Raw genomic sequence first — 15,996 nt, 5'->3', positions numbered from 1 at the left:
GCTCAGGATGATGGGGTTATCATCTGATCTTTACTTCAGATATTGCCCAGCACGCAATGCTTCAATCCGCTTGTCTAGCGGTGGGTGCGACATAAACAGTTCGCTGAGTGATTTGGATTTGCCATTGATGCAAAACGCCATCATGCTGCCAGCTTCCTGTGGTTCATAGCTGGTTTTCAATCGTTGCAGCGCAGCAATCATCTTCTCACGGCCCACCAATTTGGCAGACCCTGCATCAGCATGGAACTCACGATGGCGCGAAAACCACATGGTGATAATGCTGGCCAAGATGCCAAAGACCAATTCCAACACCATGGATACCCCAAAATAAATCATCGGGTTACCATTACCTTCCCCTTCACCATCACGGTTTCCGAGGAAGCCAGCCGCCGCCTGTGCAATCAAGCGCGATATAAAGATCACAAAGGTATTTACTACCCCCTGAACCAACGTCATGGTGACCATATCACCATTGGCAACGTGACTGATTTCATGAGCGATAACGGCTTCTGCTTCATCACGGCTCATGTTTTGCAGCAGGCCAGTACTCACCGCCACCAGTGAGGCATTACGACGCGCCCCGGTGGCAAAAGCATTAATGTCTGGAGCATGGTAAATAGCCACCTGCGGCATGGCAATACCTACTTGCTGTGACTGACGCTTGACGGTTTCCAGTAGCCAACGCTCGGTTTCATTACGCGGTTGTTCGATCACTTCCCCGCCGACGGAACGCAGCGCCATCCATTTCGACATCAGCAGTGAAACAAACGCACCACCAAAACCAAACAGACCCGCCATCAACATCAAGCCTTGAACGCTACTAGACTGAATCCCTGTCAGGCTAAGTACTAACCCGAAAACTAACATCACCGCCAGGTTGGTGAGCAGAAACAGAGCTATACGCATCATAAAATGTTTACTTCCTCATTAGTGTTAACACAAAACGATCTCAGATAGCCAAATCGTATGGGCATAAGTTGTAGTTTCAAGCGTTGCGAATCATTAACCTACTAAAAATACGAAACTTTACAATACAGAGTGCACACAACAATCTTACAAAAGATAAACACTTTTTATTATAGCGGGGGAGTTGTAAAAGTTAAGAAATTCGGTTCACCCCAACTCTGTGATAAACCAGATAACCTCACAACACATCTTTTCGTAGACATTAATCGTTGGAGAAACTTAGTCCCCACACCCGTTAAAATGGTTAAATTTTATACTCATCACTTATTATAGCTAACGCCCTATTGCTACCCTGATACCGCTCAACTCATTGACTATTTAGACAAAAAAAGCGCCCTAAAAGGACGCTTTCTGTTTTATACCCGCTGACTTACTTGGTGCCAGTCATCTGTTGTGAGGGTTTCTGTTTTTCCAAATTGGCAAGATCAAGAGCAATCCTCACCGCTTCATCCAGATAGGGATCGGGATCTTTGTAATCCTTCGGTAGGTCTTCCAAAGATTTCAACGGCTTCTTACCTTCACGCTGCAAGCGCTCATTAATACGCTGAAGGCGGATGGCATCATCGTCATGGTTCTCTTTCTCACGGGTGGCCAGATTAAGAGAGATGATATTGCGTTTTTCCTTCAATGCCTTGTAACGAGCAATGTCCTGGGCAATATATTGGAAATCAGCATCCTTAGCGATACGCTGAGCATGGTCTTTCAGCAACTCGCCTTCTAGCGGTTTCATATTGCCAGTTTTAGTATAATTGGCCGCATTGATGCTATCCCATGGCATAGCATTATCTTCAAAGCTCTCGCCGGTTTCTGCCGGGTCAACGCCGGTAGGCATCAGAATATCAGGGGTCACCCCTTTGCGCTGAGTACTGCCCCCATCAACACGATAGAACTTCTGAATGGTGTACTGTACCGAACCCAACGCTGGCCATTCCGGGCGCAGCATCTGATCGTAAATACGATTCAACGAGCGATATTGCTGAACTGTACCTTTGCCGAAGGTAGGTTCGCCAACAATCAATGCACGCCCATAATCCTGCATCGCTGCAGCAAAAATTTCAGAAGCGGAGGCACTGAAGCGATCAACCAGCACCACTAGCGGGCCTTTATAGTAAATAACATCATCGCCATCCGCATCTTCACGGATCTTGCCGTTATTATCACGTACCTGTACCACTGGGCCGCTTGGAATAAACAAGCCAGAAAGCGACACCGCTTCGGTCAGTGCACCGCCGCCATTAGAACGCAGATCAATAATCAGGCTATCTACATTCAGTTTGGCCATTTTCTGCAATTGAACTTTAACATCGTCAGTCAGGCCGACATAAAAGCCAGGAATATCCATCACAGCAACCTTCTGGTTGCCAACGGTCTTGATGGTCATCTTCACCGCGCGATCTTCCAGGCGGATACGCTCACGGGTTAATGTAACAATACGGGTTTTTGTCCCCTTACCGGCGGGCAGGATCTCCAGGCGCACCTTGCTGCCCTTCGGCCCTTTAATCTGCGAAACGACATCATCCAGACGCCATCCAATAACATCGACCATCGGCTTGCCGGTCTGCCCAACACCAACAATACGGTCACCCACGGTAATCGCTTTGCTCTTGGCTGCAGGGCCACCCGGTACCATGGAGTTAATGACGGTATAATCATCATCCATCTGCAATACAGCACCGATCCCTTCCAAAGAGAGGCTCATTTCGGTATTGAACTGTTCAGTATTGCGTGGAGAGAGGTAATTAGTGTGGGGATCAATCTCGCGCGCGAAAGCGGTCATGATCAGTGAGAATACGTCGTCACTGTTGGTTTGCGTCAGGCGCTTAATCGCAAGCTGATAACGTTTGGTCAGCGTATTGCGGATCTCCTGGTCGGTTTTACCCGCCAGCTTGAGGCTCAACTGATCATATTTAACCTTGGCATCCCACAAGCGATCCAGTTCAGCTTTATCCTTCGCCCAAGCAGCCTTGCTACGATCAAGCTCAATCGTATCATTACCCGTAAAGTTCATCGGCTTATCCAGTAGCGATAATGCATACTGGAAGCGCTCAAAACGACGTTTCTGCGCTAGATTGAATAGCGCATAGGGGGTCACTAAGTTGCCGGATTTTAATTCATTCCCCAAGGTACTGCGCTTATCGGCGAATTGTGCCACGTCGGAAGCCAGTAACACATTGTGGCTATAATCCAACAAATTCAGATAACGATCAAAGACCTTGCCTGAAAAGTCCGCATCCAAAGCAAACTGGCGATAATGAGAACGTAAAAACCGCGAAGTGACACGCTCACTGACGGTAGTATGCTGCACTTCCTGCTGGAGCTGCGGTAACTGATCGATGCGAATGTTGGCAGTATCCGCACCATAACTGACACCCGCCCACAACAACATCACTGCGGCGGTGAATCTGAAAAATTTGTTCATGCCTTGGTTGGCCTCCGTATCAGAACTGCAGGTGTTCTGCGCGTACAATCATTGCTAAGCCAGATGAGAGCTGCACACGCACACCATCTTTAGCAATCTCAAGTACTGTCGCATCCATCGCACTCTGACCTGCCCTGACTTTGATTCCCTGGCCGATTTGCAGCTTGGAAATATCGGTAACTGGCACAGCACGCGGTTGGGTTGCCTCTTTTACTGCTTGAGGCTCACGCTCTTTCTGTGGGCGTGTTCTTTGTGGACCAGAGGTTGGTGAACCAGAGCTTTGTGGACCAGCAGTTTGTGGACGCGGTCTACGATTCTCTGAAGCGGTGCCATTTTCACGGCGAACCATTGGTTTTTTGCCTGCAGGACGTGGACGACGAGGTTCAGTAGCTGTCGCTTCACCCTCAGTTTCACGCTTTTTGGCATTTTTCTCAGCTCGCTGTGCCTGAACACGCGCCTTGGCTTCAACAAGCTGTTGGCGAGCATGGTCGACATGTTGCTGCTCCAGTTCACCGCAAGGGTTACCATCCAGGTCAACACGCTGCGCGCCAACTTTAATACCATATAAGTAACGCCAGCTTGAGGTATACAGGCGTAAAGCGGAACGTAATTGCGTTTTGCTGAGGTTTTCTTCCCCTTGCATACGCTCTGCCAGATCCTGAAAAATACCGATTTTCAGTGGACGAGCTTCACCTTCGGCACTAAAGCAGAGCGGGAAACGCTCGGCAAGAAAAGCAATGACTTCTTTGACTGTGTTCAACTTGGGTTGATTTTCCATGAAATTTCCTGATTACAACGGGTCGCCAACGAGCGGTTGCCAACAAGCCGCGGGCATGAACAGGCGATATTATAATGACGTCATCGCTAAATGCCACGTTAACCTTAGCTCAACTTAACGTTATGGTGGTATATTTTGCATAATCACACTGTCCCAATTGCTCGCAAAGCCCCGCCACCACGGCCTTCAGGCCAATTTCGTCTTGATGATCGAAGCGATGATAAACTGTACTGTCAATATCCAAAACGCCAATGATATGACCGTTTATCTCTAACGGCAGCACGATCTCTGCATTGCTAGCAGCATCACAGGCAATATGCCCTGGAAACGCATGCACATCCCCAACACGCTGTACCTGCTTTTCTGTAACGGCGGTACCACAAACGCCCTTACCCAACGGAATACGCACACAGGCAACCTTGCCCTGGAATGGGCCTAACGTCAGTTGATTATCCTCCATCAGATAGAAGCCTACCCAATTGATATTATCCAAACGTTCATTGAGCAATGCGCTGACATTGGATAAGGCAGCAATGAAATGAGTTTCGCCCGCCAATAATGCACACAAATCGCGTTTTAATTCTGTATAAAAATGTTCTTGAGTCATGTAGTAACCATTTCTATTCTTGTTATTGGTACAATTAGCGAAGTACCACCTTCACTGACCATCCGATAGGTACTGTATTCCCAGCAGCCCACTCTATGCTAGACTAGCCCCTTCGGTTTTTTTTAGCCCTGAGAGTTCCCCTTGGCCAAGCCTGCCACGCCATTTTTGCCTGCTGCTTTTCTTGACGCAACCCGCGCCATTATGCCAGACCATTTATCAATGGATGACTTTATCAATATTTGCCAACAACCTTTGCGGCGTAGCCTGCGGGTCAATACCCTGAAAATCAGCGTCGCAGATTTTCAGGCATTGGTAAAGGACTATGGCTGGCAATTACAACCCATCCCTTGGTGCCATGAAGGTTTCTGGATCGAACGTATCGATGAAACCTTGCGTCTGGGTAACGCTGCTGAACATTTAACCGGCCTGTTCTATATTCAGGAAGCCAGCTCCATGTTACCGGTAAGTGCCCTATTTGCTGATGGTTCTCCGCCACATCGGGTACTGGATATCGCCGCGGCCCCCGGTTCCAAGACCACCCAAATCGCCGCATTAATGGTGAACCAGGGCATTATCGTCGCCAACGAATATTCTGCCAGCCGGGTTAAAGTATTACATGCCAATGTAAGCCGTTGTGGTGTCAAAAATGTGGCACTGACGCATTTTGATGGCCGAGTGTTTGGTCGTGCATTGCCAGAAAGCTTTGATGCCATTTTGCTGGATGCCCCCTGCTCAGGTGAAGGCGTGGTGCGCAAAGATCCCGATGCTATGAACAACTGGTCAACGGAAAGCGTTGCCAGCATCGCCCAAACTCAGCGTGAATTGATAGAAAGTGCCTTTCATGCCTTAGCCCCGGGCGGGGTAATGGTTTATTCCACTTGCACCTTGAATGCCCAAGAAAACCAGCAAGTCATCAACCATCTATTGGCTACCTATGGGGATGCGGTCAGTATTGAACCTTTAGGGGGCTTATTCCCCGGGGCAGAAAAAGCCTTAACCGCCGAAGGCTTTTTGCATGTTTTCCCACAGATTTACGACAGTGAGGGTTTTTTTGTTGCTCGCCTACGTAAAAACCACAGTATCGCGCCATTAAGCCAACCCGACTATAAAGTTGGCAAATTCCCTTTCACCCCCTTGGCGGCTAAAGATGCTGCTCCGGTGATACAAGCCGCCAAAGCTTGTGGATTGGTGTGGGATGAAACCAGCCGATTATGGGGGAGAGATAACGAGGTCTGGCTATTTCCTACTGAAGTGGAAAGCTTTATCGGCAAAGTGCGTTTTTCACGCATCGGCCTAAAATTAGCCGAGCGCTTCTCTAAAGGAATGCGTTGGCAGCATGAGGCCGTCATTGCTTTAGCCGGTAGCAATAACCCGCAGGCATTTGAGCTTGATGCAGAATTAGCCCAGCAATGGTTTCAAGGGCGCGATATCTACCCGCCACAGCCACCACAAAATAACGATTGTATTCTCACCTATCAGCATCAACCGCTGGGATTGGCGAAACGCATAGGCAACCGGATTAAAAACAGTTTACCCCGGGAGCTGGTACGGGATGGCGTTCTGGATTTTCATCAGTAAGGTTCTTGTTCCCGTTGCCGCTCTATTTATCAGTGGCAACGGGAGAGCACTCAAAATTTTTCGATAACTTTAAAGTGCATCAAGATTAGCGTCATATCTGGCGAGAACAGATCGTACTCGGCAAAAAAGCGTTGATGCTCGTTACGCCAATAAGCCAGTGTCCGGTCCCCTTCCCCTTCGGCTAAAGCATGAGCTTCGTCAACCTGATCAAAACTGCTGATATTGACTGAGGTCAGTTCTATGGCACAAACCGGCTCATTCTTCCCCCCCACCACCACAAAAATATCACCGGGCCGTGGGATACCTTCACCATCAAGGTTGGAACAGGTGGCGGTCTTTACCCCGGTAAGCACCAATCTGGCCAGTTCATCGGCCTGTTGCTCAGTATCACCAAATGCCCAGCGTTCTACATGTTCATACTTCTCAGGAATCACCATGACTGTACCCTACTTATTGTGCTATCACTGTGCGTCGAATAATACCCGGTATTTGCGCCGTCGTCATGCAGGCTACAGGGGGTAGTGCCCTACTGGCACCTGATCACCGCTATCTCTGCCCGCTATGATCTCAGCTCGCCATTATCTTTGCACACCATTATCTTTGCACACAATGCCAAGCTACCGTTCTTTTGTACTGTCAACTGTTGTGGGCCTTCTCCTGGCAACCACCAGCATCCCTGCCGGGGGGTTAACAGGCTACCATCAGGCAACTGCCACTCACCACGCAATATATAGAGCACTCCGGCATGCTCTGGTGCCAGCACCGTAGTCGTTACCATGGGCTGTACCTGTGCCGAATCCTGACCACGTCGCGTCATGATATTAAAATCATGGCTGCTGCCCCCCAATAATTTAGCTTCCAATGGGCAATCCCCGGAAAAGGCAAACGGCTCACCGATATGCTGTAACCGGTGATCAATCTGCCCTGCGCTGTACAAATGCACCCCATCCCCCTCAAGTAGGGTAATGATGCGGTCAATGCCGTTGAACGCCGAAAAAGGGCCATCCTGTGCAATGGTGGCGATACTGACTCGCCAATCAAATAAGGTTTCACCCGGTGGTTGGCTGGTGATTTCACGGGTTTCACCGCCCCCATTGCGCCATGGGCTAACCGGGAGTTGGTCAAAACAAAAGCGATGCAGATTCATTAAGCCTCCTGCAAGGTTTTCAGTACTTGCAGAAACTCAGCACTACTTTGCTGTTGTAATGCATGACACCACTGCTCAATCACCTGATTCCCAGCAACATATACGTCACGGATCTGCTGGCTACCCCCAGCAAATAGCCAACGGTTCAGAATAGACGCATCCGGTGCTGCCGCCAGATAAGGATCATCCCCATCCAATACCAGCCAGTCTGCCCGGTAACCTGCTGCCAACTTGCCAATCTTGCTACCACAGGCTTGCGCGCCCCCTTGTAAGGCCTGTTGATAAAGGACATCACCCACGGAAGGCTGTTCTGGCGTCGTCAAACGGTTACGACGCTGATCACGCAACCGCTGCCCATATTCGAACCAACGTAACTCCTCCACCACACTGAGCGAGACATGGCTGTCTGAGCCAATACCCCAGCGCCCCTGATGATGCAGGTAGCTATCACCAGGGAAGATACCATCCCCCAGGTTGGCCTCTGTCGTCAGGCACAAACCTGCCACCGCTTTGCTGTTCGCTAGCTGTTGCAACTCGTCGCGGTCCAGATGGGTGGCGTGTACCAGACACCAGCGTTGATCCACTGGCAAATGTTCAAATAACCAAGCCACGGGACGTTGCCCACTCCAGGCCAGGCAGTCATTAACTTCTTTTTGCTGTTCGGCAATATGAATATGTACGGGTAACGATGGAGCACTGGCAGCCAGGATCTGCTGCATCTGTTGCAGTTCCACCGCTCGCAGTGAATGGAAACATAGCCCATGGTTTTGTAACGGCTGGTCGACCAATTGCCGGGCAACCACTTGCTGCTGTTGAAGATAACTGTCTACATTCTGAATAAAGCGTTTTTGCCCGGCTTGCGCAGGCTGGGCACCAAACCCGGCATAACTGTAAAGTACCGGTAATAGCGTCATCCCTATCCCAGCCTGTTGTGCCGCCAGGCTAAGGCGCCCGGTCATTTCTCCCCCATCAGCATAAGGTTTCCCTTCTGGTGAGTGATGAAGATAATGGAACTCTGCCACTTGTGTGTAGCCACCTTTGAGCATTTCAATATACAGTTGACGCGCTATCACCCCCATTTGCTCAGGGGTGACACGTTGTACCAGGCGATACATCAGGTCACGCCAGGTCCAGAAGCTGTCTTGCGATTTACCGGCAACCTCCGCCAACCCAGCCATCGCACGCTGGAAAGCATGAGAATGCAAGTTTGGCATACCCGGTACCACAGCACCGTGCAGATGATGAGCGCCAGCAGAATCAGCATTGGGTATCACTTGGGTCAATTGACCTTGTGCGTTAACATCAAGCCGTACATTGTGCGCCCAACCAGAGGGAAGCAGTGCACGGGAAGCAAAATAAGCAGGCATAGCAGTATTCCAAAGTCGAGGTTACGAATCAGTACACGCGACAGGCGCGCAGGTAAAAAAAATGTGAAACAATGTCATTGAATTGGTGAAACAGACTTACTTGTATATACATATATATTCTGCAACATCAACTGTAATCTGATGTTATTATTTTTTTATTTGACGAGGTTAACGTCGTGGCCGATCAACAAACCCTGTTACAGCTGTCTGCAGCAATGAACGATGCTCCTGCACCTATTTATCAACGCGTCAAGCAGGCAATAGTCAGTCAGATCCGTACAGGTCACTGGCAGCCACATCAACGTATTCCCTCCGAAAGCGAACTGGTATGCGAATTGGGCGTAAGTCGCATGACCATCAACCGTGCATTGCGGGAGCTTACCGGCGAAGGTTTTCTGATCCGCATGCAAGGTGTCGGTACCTTTGTTGCCGAGGCCAAAGCACATAGCGCCTTGTTGGAAGTACATAATATTGCCGATGAAATTGTTGCCCGAGGCCACCAGCACAGTAGCAAAATCATGCAGTTAATCACGCGCGCCGCCAGTGAGGAAGAAGCCACCGCCTTAGGCCTTCAGCCTGGACAGCAATTGTTCTATTCGCAAATTGTGCATTATGAAGATAATGTGCCGGTGCAATTGGAAGACCGCTGTATCAATCCCCTGGCCGCCCCTGACTATATCAAGCAAAATTTCGATCAGGTCACGCCCTATACTTATCTAACACAATCTGCCCCCCTGACCGCCGTTGAGCATATTGTTGAAGCGGTGATCCCCACGCAACTCGAACGGGAGTTACTGCAATTGGCGGAAAATGAACCCGGCTTATTGATCCGCCGCCGCACCTGGTCAGGCAAAATGGCAGTCACCGCCGCGCGTTTACTCTATCCTGGCAGCCGTTACCAGTTATTTGGGCGCTTTAGCACCCAGAGTTGATTGCTACAACGGGTGGCTGCTTGCACCCGGCTTTTTCCTCTTTAATCACATCTTGGTAACAAATTCGCACACCTTCACTTGTCGCCAGTAGCCGAATGCGCTAGGTTACTTTTTAATTGTCTATACAAGTATGCAGGAGCAAAAATACCATGACGTCAGTGATCCACTGCGACAGCCTGTGGCAAGGTGCCGATATTGTCACCATGCGTGATGGCAAATATCACACGATTCACCAAGGTGCTATCGCCGTGCGTAATGGCGAAATTGTCTGGATAGGTGAACAAGCCTCAATGCCAGCGATCTCCGCATCAAATATCGTGACATTTGATGGCGGCATCATTACCCCCGGGTTGATTGACTGCCATACCCATTTGGTCTTTGGTGGTGATCGTAGCGGTGAGTTTGAACAGCGGTTGAACGGTGTCAGCTATGCAGAGATAGCCGCTCAGGGCGGTGGTATCATTTCCACAGTCAACGCCACTCGCGATACATCAGAAGCGCAACTGCTGGAGCAGGCCCTATTCCGCCTGCAACCGTTACTGGCAGAAGGCGTAACCTGTGTAGAAATCAAATCAGGCTACGGGTTAACGCCACAAAGTGAACTGAAAATGCTGCGCGTCGCCCGTCAGTTAGCTGAGTTGCTGGCTATTGAGGTGAAAACCACTTGTCTGGCCGCCCATGCCCTGCCGCCAGAATACCGTGGCCGTAGCGATGACTACATCCAACTGGTTTGCGATACCATTATCCCGCAATCGGCAGAGGCAGGGTTGGCTGATGCGGTAGATGCCTTTTGTGAGCATCTGGCATTTTCCCCTGAGCAGGTTGAGCGAGTTTTTGTCGCGGCAAAAGCGGCCGGTCTACCGGTTAAACTGCATGCCGAACAGCTTTCCCCCCTAGCGGGCAGTAGCTTGGCTGCGCGCTATCAGGCGCTTTCTGCCGACCATCTTGAATATGCCACGGAAGCGGATGCCATCGCCATGAGCCGTGCCGGCACCGTGGCGGTGCTGTTACCCGGTGCCTATTACCTATTGCGTGAAACTCAATGCCCACCGGTTGAGTTATTCCGTAAACACGGTGTACCGATGGCTATTGCCAGTGATGCAAACCCAGGAACATCACCGGCCCTGTCATTACGTTTAATGATCAATATGGCCTGTACTTTGTTCCATCTCACCCCAGAAGAGGCGCTGGCGGGCGTTACGTTACATGCTGCCCAGGCATTGGGTCTGCGAGAGAGCCATGGCTCACTGGAAACCGGTAAAAAGGCTGATTTTGTTCATTGGCCCCTATCACGCCCTGCTGAGCTAGCTTACTGGTTAGGCGGGCAACTGCCTTGCACTATCATCTTCCGAGGAGAAGTCCGCCAATGACCCTTCGTGACCCTTTTGAGTTCCAGGCAGGTGATCTGCCGCTGCTGATCAGCATCCCCCACGCAGGAACCCGCTTGACCCCTGCGGTAGAGCAAGGGCTAAGTGATGATGCCCGGCCGTTATCCGATACTGACTGGCATATACCGCAGTTATACGATTTCACCAGGTCCATGGGCGCCAGCATTCTGATTGCCAACTATTCCCGCTTGGTGATCGACCTTAACCGCCCAGCAGATGATAAGCCGCTCTATACCACCGCCACCACCGGGTTGTTCCCTGATGTGCTGTTTGATGGCCGCCCAAGTTTTCGCCCTGGTGCCGCCCCTGACGACCAAGAGCGGGCGAGCTATTTGCAAGCACTCTGGCACCCCTATCATCTACAGTTACAACATGAACTGGCACGCTTAACCGCTAAATTTGGCTATGCCCTGTTGTTTGATGCCCACTCAATTGCTTCAGTGATACCCCGTTTATTCAGCGGCAAACTGCCTGACCTTAATTTCGGCACCAATAGTGGTGAAAGTTGTGCGCAGGCGCTCAGTGACCAATTGGTCAACTGTTGCCAACAGCAACAACAATTTACCCATATACTCAACGGGCGCTTTAAAGGGGGGTATATCACACGGGCTTATGGTCAGCCAGATAAGCATCACCATGCGGTGCAGTTGGAGTTGGCACAAGTGAATTATATGTCTGAGCAATACCCATTTGCTTTTGATGCCACTCGCGCCGCCCCTTTGCAGCAACTGTTACGGCAACTGCTCAACACGATGCTGGCATGGGGTGAGCAACAGGCAGGTCGCTGAGCTGCCCCAGCTAAAGAGTAAAATTTCAATAGCCTAGGCTGCCATACAAAAACGTAATCAGGCCCAGAAATGGGCCTATTCCAGCAGGTGTTAATCCGCGCGTGTCGCTCGCCAGCAAATCAATGACCCCAGCGTGACCATAATGACACCTTGCCAAAAATGCAGGGTCAGGGATGTGCTCAATACGATAGCGGCAAACACCGCCGACAGCACCGGCGTGAAATAAGAGGCGGTCGCCAGCAGCGTCATATTGCCATGCATGATCCCCACATTCCATGCGGCATATCCGGCCCCCATGGCGATCCCCACGCACAATAACGCCACTGTCACCGGTAAACTAAAATGCATGGCTGTTTCATCGGTAAAAAGATAGAGCACCCAGAGTGCCAGTGAGGTCAAAGAAATAAATAACACCACGCCATTTTTGCCCTGAGCAATCCTCTTGGTGACGTTACAATAGACCGCCCAAATCACCGCCCCGCTAAACGACAAACCATAACTTAATGGATTGCTACGCACGTTATCCAACATTTGCGCCAATGACCAACCACCGGAACCACTCATGATCCAACCAATGCCCACTAATGAAAGCAGCAAACCAGGCAGCACCCACCATTTGGCCCGTTGACCATTAAACGCAATCGCCATTAACACCGTAAAACAGGGCCACAGATAATTGATCATACCTAACTCAATCGCCTGCATTCGGTTACTGGCATACCCCAAAGAGAGTGATAGGCAGATTTCATAGAGCACAAACAACACACTGCCAACCACCAGATAGACACGGGGGAACTCACTCAACTTGGGTATTCCCATCAACAGCAGCAGGAATAGCGTGCCAATACTGTAAATCATTGCCGCCCCCCCCACAGGCCCCAAACCCTCACTGACACTGCGGATCAACCCCACCACGCTGCTCCATAGCACAATGGCCAGCAAACCAAGCAGCGTCGATTTATGAGAAGCGGACAACGATAACGTCACAGCCATATCCAATTATTTATTTTTTATCGGATTTTTACTCTACTGCGCAACGGGGTAAAAATAAAGGTGGGTGAACATCAGGGGGGATGATCGCGATAATTTGTTATCAGCCAAGCGATAGGCTTTTCTCTGCTGCTCATTCAACCCCGACAGCACGATGCAGGGTACTTTTGCCGTACAACGGCAAGGATTAACGGCTAAGAACCTCTGCCAATAGGCACTATTGGCAGAGCTAGTTTGGACCCAGACAACACACAAAAGCTGCGGCGTACAGCGAGTGCGCGAGAATTTCGAGCACTGCCCGGGTTCAAAATGACCTGTGAAGTGTGACGGGTATAATACTGATGGAATCGGCTAAAACTGTGTGACCACCCCACCCGTCTACCCGTATCACAGGTTAGTAAGCAATTGAATAACAGTCACGGCGTGGATCTGCCCCGGCAAAACGGTTACCCGAATTGGGATCGATCAGCACCGAGGTTGCACATCCTGACATCCCAAACGTGCGCAAGCGGCTAACATCATGTCCGCGCGCTTTTAGCTCATTATACACCTCATCAGGCACGGTCGCCTCAACTGCCAGCTTGTTGAACCCAGCAGCATGTGGCCAGAATGACCCGTACAGGTGCGATGTTTGCACTCGTGGCATCTCAAAGGCTTTGTTCAGATTCGGGTACCAATCCTCCCAGCGATCTATGGTACTCAGCATCGCCTGGAGAATAGTCTGCTCCTGGTTATCGCCGCCCGGCGAACCTAGCGCCATAAAGGGTTTCCCATCTTTGAAGATAAGGCTGGGCGTCAATGTGTAGCGTGGCCGAGCATGTGGACGAACCTGATTAGCGTGTTGCTTGTCCAACCAAAACTGTTCGCCGCGCACGCTCATGGCAATCCCGGTATCGCCAAGGATCACCGCACCAGGTATCCAAGCACCACTGGGTGTAGCATCAAACAGGTTGCCGTCTTTATCGACGATCGCCATGTGGGTGGTGTCTTTTGAAATCCCTGCCGAATCACGGCCCAAGGAAGCCAACATGATCGGTTCAGACAGCAGTGCCGCAGATTGCCCCTTGCGGTTCACATCCTGGACATTGATAACCGCATACGGCCACTCTTTGACACGGCTATCAAATTTAAGCGGATTACCTGCGACATATTGAGTCGAAGCATGTTTGGGATTAATCAGTGCAGCCCGCTCCTTGGCATAGGCTTTGGATAATAATCCTTCTGCAGGAACGTTCACAAAGGCAGGATCCGCGTAATAGGTATCGCGATCAGCATAGGCCAATTTCAACGCTTCAACGATCGTGTGCAGATAGTCAGCACTACCATACCCCATCGCTTTTAAATCAAACTGTTCAAGGATATTGAGGGTTTGCAAAAGCACCGGACCTTGGCTGCCAAAACCCTGCTTATAGATGGTGTAACCGCGATAAGTGGTGCTGGTGGGCTCTTCGATACGGGCATAAAATTCGGCAAAATCACTCTCATCAAATGGCGCATCGTTCTGGCGCAGAAAAGCGACCATCTCTTTGGCAATATCACCTTTATAGAAGCGATCGCGTGCTGCCACAATACCTGCTTCACGCCCCTGCGCTTTGGCAGTGCGTTCTGCTTCCACCATACGCCGCAAGGTCTTTGCCGTTGCGGGCAGAGTGATAGTCTCACCTACTTTATACGGGGTGCCATCCGCTTTGTACCAATAAGTTTTATTGCCTGGCCAACGTTCAAACAGTTTGGACTGCGCGGCAATGGCACGTGCGGTACTTATGCGCATTGGGAAACCTTTTTCCGCATAATCGATAGCGGGCGCCGATACCTGCTCAAAACTCATGGTTCCCCAACGTTCCAATACCGTCAGCGCCGCATGCAACGCACCGGGAACCACGGCGGGGTCAAGCCCTTCTCCTTGCAGCGTTTTATCTCGAGAAAGATACCAATCAACGTCCACCGCTTTCGGTGCCCACCCCTGCCCGACGATGGAAGTCACTTTTGCGTCTGCAACAGGGTACACCAGCACCAGAGCCTCGCCCCCTAGGCTGTAGAGATCCTGCTCAAGCACACCACCAGCGATCAATGCAGCGACACCCGCATCAAAAGCATTACCCCCTTGCAGGAGGATACGTGTCGCTACTGCTGTGACCAGTGGATCCCCAGTTGAAACTGCGGCGGTAGGGCCCATGACCGCTGGCCGCAGCCCCATATTCGCCGGTTGTTGATCCTGTTTAGGCACCTGCCCCTGAACATTGCTCGCCGCTTGGGTCTGCGCAAAAGCCCCCTGCAGCGACACCATTACAACAGCAGACACCAGAAATCGGCGCGCTAATACCCAACATTTTTTTGGTAAATATGCCTTTATTTTCATCATTGACCATCCTGTTGTCATCAAACGATTCGTTTTGACGATAGCAGTATTTGCTAAATGCGCCAATACAGGCTTCCCCGGTTAGAACGCAAATTTAGGTTATTTTTTCTCCTCGATACCGAGCCATCCGCCACGGTAATCATGTATGCGGCAATCGATATCAAGGCCTATATGTTGACCCTTCGCGGCTATAGAACATCAAGTGCAATGCCAATAAGCCACGGGCAATAGAGTTGATGACGAGTAAAAATAATTAGCGCCGCAGTTACATTCTCTGGCGTGACCGAGGTAATAATCGAGGCAACAAAGTCCGAACCGAGCACGCCCACTATCATTGAAACCACAGATAGCAGCGCCTTTATTGGCAGCGAGTAATCCGTCGCAGAGACAACAAACAGAACAGAACCGGCAAATGCGCCAATAACCGCTCCCGCATCCATGCCTGATAACAACCCGATAAAAGTGACACTGGTGACTACTGTAGTTGCCGCGCCGGTACTAATCGGCTCTGACATGTTTACCTCCTGTTGTTCGCTTCGCTCAGCGAACGCCGGGCGGTAGATAAAAAATACCTTGGGTGTACCAAGGCCGATTTAGAACATAAAAAAAACCGCTCATCGGCGGGCTTCTATTCGAACTTTCAGACTGTTTGTAATAACCGGTCCATTAACAGTCAT

Annotated in this window: 14 protein-coding genes; 4 read left to right on the top strand and 10 right to left on the bottom strand. The window is 50.5% G+C overall.

Annotated features, from left to right (window positions below):
- Positions 1–30 precede the first annotated feature (30 nt).
- The 4 genes from htpX to AC2A06_RS07970 form a co-directional block, all read right to left on the bottom strand.
- On the bottom strand, positions 31–909 hold the full coding sequence (gene htpX, locus AC2A06_RS07985; RefSeq protein ID WP_023489683.1) for a protease HtpX: 879 nt from the start codon (positions 907–909) through the stop codon (positions 31–33).
- Between the two features lie 427 nt (positions 910–1,336).
- Positions 1,337–3,385: a carboxy terminal-processing peptidase gene (gene prc, locus AC2A06_RS07980; RefSeq protein WP_484379938.1), complete on the bottom strand. Its 2,049-nt coding sequence runs from the start codon at positions 3,383–3,385 to the stop codon at positions 1,337–1,339.
- 19 nt (positions 3,386–3,404) lie between these two features.
- Positions 3,405–4,163 (bottom strand): RNA chaperone ProQ, encoded by a 759-nt coding sequence (gene proQ, locus AC2A06_RS07975; RefSeq protein ID WP_473197640.1) that lies wholly within the window; start codon positions 4,161–4,163, stop codon positions 3,405–3,407.
- A gap of 109 nt (positions 4,164–4,272) precedes the next feature.
- Positions 4,273–4,770, bottom strand: a complete 498-nt coding sequence (locus AC2A06_RS07970) for a GAF domain-containing protein (protein WP_484379937.1) — start codon at positions 4,768–4,770, stop codon at positions 4,273–4,275.
- Between the two features lie 141 nt (positions 4,771–4,911).
- Here AC2A06_RS07970 and rsmF point away from each other — a divergent pair, with 141 nt between their 5' ends.
- The gene (rsmF, locus tag AC2A06_RS07965; RefSeq protein ID WP_484379936.1) at positions 4,912–6,348 is read left to right on the top strand and encodes a 16S rRNA (cytosine(1407)-C(5))-methyltransferase RsmF; all 1,437 of its coding nucleotides are present in this window, start codon (positions 4,912–4,914) and stop codon (positions 6,346–6,348) included.
- Between the two features lie 50 nt (positions 6,349–6,398).
- Here the strand turns inward: rsmF and AC2A06_RS07960 are convergent, their stop codons facing one another.
- From AC2A06_RS07960 to AC2A06_RS07950, 3 genes are all read right to left on the bottom strand, one after another.
- Positions 6,399–6,785: an ASCH domain-containing protein gene (locus AC2A06_RS07960; RefSeq protein WP_484379935.1), complete on the bottom strand. Its 387-nt coding sequence runs from the start codon at positions 6,783–6,785 to the stop codon at positions 6,399–6,401.
- A gap of 122 nt (positions 6,786–6,907) precedes the next feature.
- Entirely contained in the window at positions 6,908–7,495 is a 588-nt protein-coding gene (locus AC2A06_RS07955; protein WP_484379934.1) for a HutD/Ves family protein, read from the bottom strand.
- Positions 7,495–8,862: a formimidoylglutamate deiminase gene (locus tag AC2A06_RS07950; protein ID WP_484379933.1), complete on the bottom strand. Its 1,368-nt coding sequence runs from the start codon at positions 8,860–8,862 to the stop codon at positions 7,495–7,497. Before AC2A06_RS07950 ends, AC2A06_RS07955 begins: the two co-directional genes overlap by 1 nt.
- A 176-nt stretch (positions 8,863–9,038) precedes the next feature.
- Here AC2A06_RS07950 and hutC point away from each other — a divergent pair, with 176 nt between their 5' ends.
- The 3 genes from hutC (at position 9,039) to hutG (ending at position 11,970) form a co-directional block, all read left to right on the top strand.
- Positions 9,039–9,794: a histidine utilization transcriptional repressor HutC gene (gene hutC, locus AC2A06_RS07945; protein WP_023489675.1), complete on the top strand. Its 756-nt coding sequence runs from the start codon at positions 9,039–9,041 to the stop codon at positions 9,792–9,794.
- A gap of 149 nt (positions 9,795–9,943) precedes the next feature.
- The gene (gene hutI / locus AC2A06_RS07940) at positions 9,944–11,164 is read left to right on the top strand and encodes an imidazolonepropionase (protein WP_484379932.1); all 1,221 of its coding nucleotides are present in this window, start codon (positions 9,944–9,946) and stop codon (positions 11,162–11,164) included.
- Positions 11,161–11,970 carry an N-formylglutamate deformylase gene (hutG, locus tag AC2A06_RS07935; RefSeq protein WP_484379931.1) on the top strand — a complete coding sequence of 270 codons (810 nt, stop codon included), beginning with the start codon at positions 11,161–11,163 and terminating at the stop codon, positions 11,968–11,970. The genes hutI and hutG overlap by 4 nt, the downstream gene beginning before the upstream one ends.
- 90 nt (positions 11,971–12,060) lie before the next feature.
- On the opposite strand, the gene yddG is transcribed toward hutG, so the two are convergent.
- The 3 genes from yddG to AC2A06_RS07920 form a co-directional block, all read right to left on the bottom strand.
- The gene (yddG, locus tag AC2A06_RS07930; RefSeq protein WP_484379930.1) at positions 12,061–12,957 is read right to left on the bottom strand and encodes an aromatic amino acid DMT transporter YddG; all 897 of its coding nucleotides are present in this window, start codon (positions 12,955–12,957) and stop codon (positions 12,061–12,063) included.
- A 397-nt stretch (positions 12,958–13,354) separates the two neighbouring features.
- Entirely contained in the window at positions 13,355–15,322 is a 1,968-nt protein-coding gene (locus AC2A06_RS07925; RefSeq protein ID WP_484379929.1) for a gamma-glutamyltransferase family protein, read from the bottom strand.
- A gap of 185 nt (positions 15,323–15,507) precedes the next feature.
- On the bottom strand, positions 15,508–15,834 hold the full coding sequence (locus AC2A06_RS07920) for a putative holin (RefSeq protein WP_484379928.1): 327 nt from the start codon (positions 15,832–15,834) through the stop codon (positions 15,508–15,510).
- Positions 15,835–15,996 lie beyond the last annotated feature (162 nt).

Source organism: Serratia sp. HNCC26DJ244, assembly GCF_057180565.1.
Note: the sequence above shows the minus strand (reverse complement) of the source record. Positions and strands in the feature narration are given on the sequence as shown.